Source organism: Flavobacterium sp. (genome assembly GCF_040382755.1).
Classification (GTDB): Bacteria; Bacteroidota; Bacteroidia; order Flavobacteriales; family Flavobacteriaceae; genus Flavobacterium.
Genome location: NZ_JBEIET010000194.1, coordinates 1 through 2,719 on the forward strand (window position 1 = coordinate 1; position 2,719 = coordinate 2,719).

3 protein-coding genes are annotated in these 2,719 nt (G+C 30.5%); all 3 read left to right on the top strand.

Annotation, left to right across the window (positions count from 1 at the left end; translation table 11 throughout):
• A partial coding sequence (gene rnc / locus ABWO04_RS11035; RefSeq protein WP_353079746.1) for a ribonuclease III occupies positions 1-706 on the top strand: 706 nt, incomplete at its 5' end.
• A 109-nt stretch (positions 707-815) separates the two neighbouring features.
• On the top strand, positions 816-1,286 hold the full coding sequence (locus ABWO04_RS11040; protein WP_353079747.1) for an IPExxxVDY family protein: 471 nt from the start codon (positions 816-818) through the stop codon (positions 1,284-1,286).
• Between the two features lie 2 nt (positions 1,287-1,288).
• The gene (pyk, locus tag ABWO04_RS11045; RefSeq protein WP_353079748.1) at positions 1,289-2,719 is read left to right on the top strand and encodes a pyruvate kinase; all 1,431 of its coding nucleotides are present in this window, start codon (positions 1,289-1,291) and stop codon (positions 2,717-2,719) included.

A 2,719-nucleotide genomic window follows, 5' to 3' on the forward strand; every position in this document is an offset into this window, starting at 1 on the left:
TAATCAAGACGGGGTTTTTTTTGAAAAAATTACCAAAATTTTGGGATTCAAGCCCAATACAGAAATTTATTATAAACACGCTTTTACGCACCGTTCTGCAAATCAAACTGATGAAAAAGGATTTCCAATAAGTTACGAACGATTAGAATTTTTAGGTGATGCCATGTTAGGTAGCGTTATTGCTGCACATTTGTATAAAAAAGTACCAACTGGCGATGAGGGTTACTTAACAAAAATGCGATCTAAAATTGTAAGTAGAGAGCATTTAAACGAATTGGGAAAAGATTTTAACTTAGTACAGTTTATTGAAAGTAAAGTAAGTCCAACTCATTTTGGGGATAATATTCATGGCAATTTATGCGAAGCTTTCATTGGTGCCATTTATTTAGATAAAGGTTATCCGTATTGTGAGAAATTTATACAAGAAAAAATCATCAAACAATATGTGGATATTGAACGTTTAGAAGGAAAAGTAATTAGCTATAAAAGTCTAATTATCGAATGGTGTCAAAAAGAAAAAATTACTTTTAAATTTGATATTTTTGAAGATGATGGCAAAGAAGGCGTAAAGTATTTTGGTGTGAAATTACTAATGGACAATCAGGTAATTAGCAAAGCCAGAGCTACTTCTAAGAAAAAAGCAGAAGAAACTGCTGCAAAAAGAGCTTTTTTTGCGTTACAAGATAAAATTGAAAACAAATCCTAAATTTTTTTATCAACTACAACGTTTGAATTAAAAATTTAATAGTTTAGAAACCTTTTTTACTACAATTTAATAATTTTTACTCCTATCTTTACGATTATTAAAAAAATAAATGGCAAATCTTAAACTTACATTCGACGATTTTGAATCAAATGATTTTGAGTTACTTGCGATTCATTCTAATTTAAAAGATTTTAAATTAACCTTTTTAATAAACTTAAAATTGAATGTTTTAATGGCAAAAAATGATAACGAAATTTCTATAAAATCTTCTAACGGAACGGGAAAATTTTCAAGATTTAGTTATGACGATTATAACCAAGATATTACTTGGGAACTCATTAAAAATCAAACCAATTTTAATTCGAACCAAAATAATACGGGTTTCTTTTCTGAGGATAATATTACAATGAATTTAATTCCAGAATTAAAAATAGCCGATTATTTATTAAAAATAGACAATATAGATTCAAGCTTTAAAAGCGAAGAAGTCATTAAAAAAATAAGTACCATACAAAATGTTTCTACCATTTATAAAGTAGATACAACTAATTTAAAATCGATAAACAATTTAATTTTTTAAAGATGCATACAACAAAAAAAACAAAAATTGTTGCCACATTAGGTCCCGCTTGTAGTAGCAAAGAAGTAATTAAAAAAATGATTGACGCGGGAGTTAATGTTTTTAGAATTAACTTTTCACATGCTGATTATACAGATGTAAAAGAAAGAATAGATATTATCCGCGAATTAAATACAGAATTTGGCTATACCACTTCTATTTTAGCCGATTTACAAGGTCCAAAATTACGCGTTGGTGTAATGAAAGAAGATGTTGTTGTGAATCCAGGTGATATTATTACTTTCCAAACTTCAGAAGATGTTCCTGGAACTGCAAACAGAGTATACATGAACTATAAAGAATTCCCAAAAGATGTAAATCCTGGAGAAAGAATTCTTTTAGATGATGGAAAACTTATGTTTGAAGCTATTGAAACCAATAGAGTTGATGAAGTAGTTTGTAAAGTAATTCAGGGCGGACCGTTAAAGTCTAAAAAAGGAGTAAATTTACCTAACACAAAAGTATCGCTACCTGCATTGACAGTGAAAGATATTAAAGATGCAATTTTTGCTTGTGAAAACAAAGTAGATTGGATGGCACTTTCGTTTGTTAGAACAAAAGAAGATATTAAAGATTTACAAGATTTAATTGCTGAACATTCTGAACATAAAATTCCGATTGTTGCCAAAATTGAAAAACCAGAAGCCGTTGAAAATATAGACGAGATTGTTGTTGCCTGTGATGGATTAATGGTAGCTCGAGGTGATTTAGGTGTTGAAGTACCTGCGCAAGAAGTACCTTTAATTCAGAAAAAACTAATTTTAAAGGCAAAATTAGCACGAATTCCGGTAATTGTTGCCACTCAGATGATGGAAACCATGATTACCAGCTTAACGCCTACAAGAGCAGAGGTAAATGATGTAGCCAACTCGGTTATGGATGGTGCGGATGCCGTAATGCTTTCAGGTGAAACTTCTGTTGGAAATTATCCAGTACAAGTTATCGAAACCATGACAAGTATTATTGAAAGTGTAGAAGATTCTCCACTTATTAATGTGCCTCATATTGCACCAACAAAAAGAAATGATAGATATATTACTAAATCTATTTGTTTTAATGCAGCTGCTATGGCAGATACTATTAATGCAAAAGCGGTTACTACATTAACAAATAGTGGCTATACCGCGTTTCAAATTTCGGCTTGGCGACCACACGCACATATTTTAGTGTTTACTTCAAACGAACGAATTTTAACCCAATTAAATTTACTTTGGGGCGTAAGAGCATTTTTTTACGATAAATTTACAAGCACAGATGATACTATTGACGACATCAATAAAATTTGTAAAGAAAAGAAATACGTTAGAAAAGGTGATATGGTAGTTAACTTAGCTTCTATGCCAATTGCCAATAAAGGAATGGTAAATACTATAAGAATTTCTGAAATTGAATAA

Coding starts and splice junctions, on each gene's coding strand:
- ABWO04_RS11040 (WP_353079747.1), top strand. CDS start 816: ATGGCAAATCTTAAACTTACATTCGACGATTTTGAATCAAATGATTTT.
- pyk (WP_353079748.1), top strand. CDS start 1,289: ATGCATACAACAAAAAAAACAAAAATTGTTGCCACATTAGGTCCCGCT.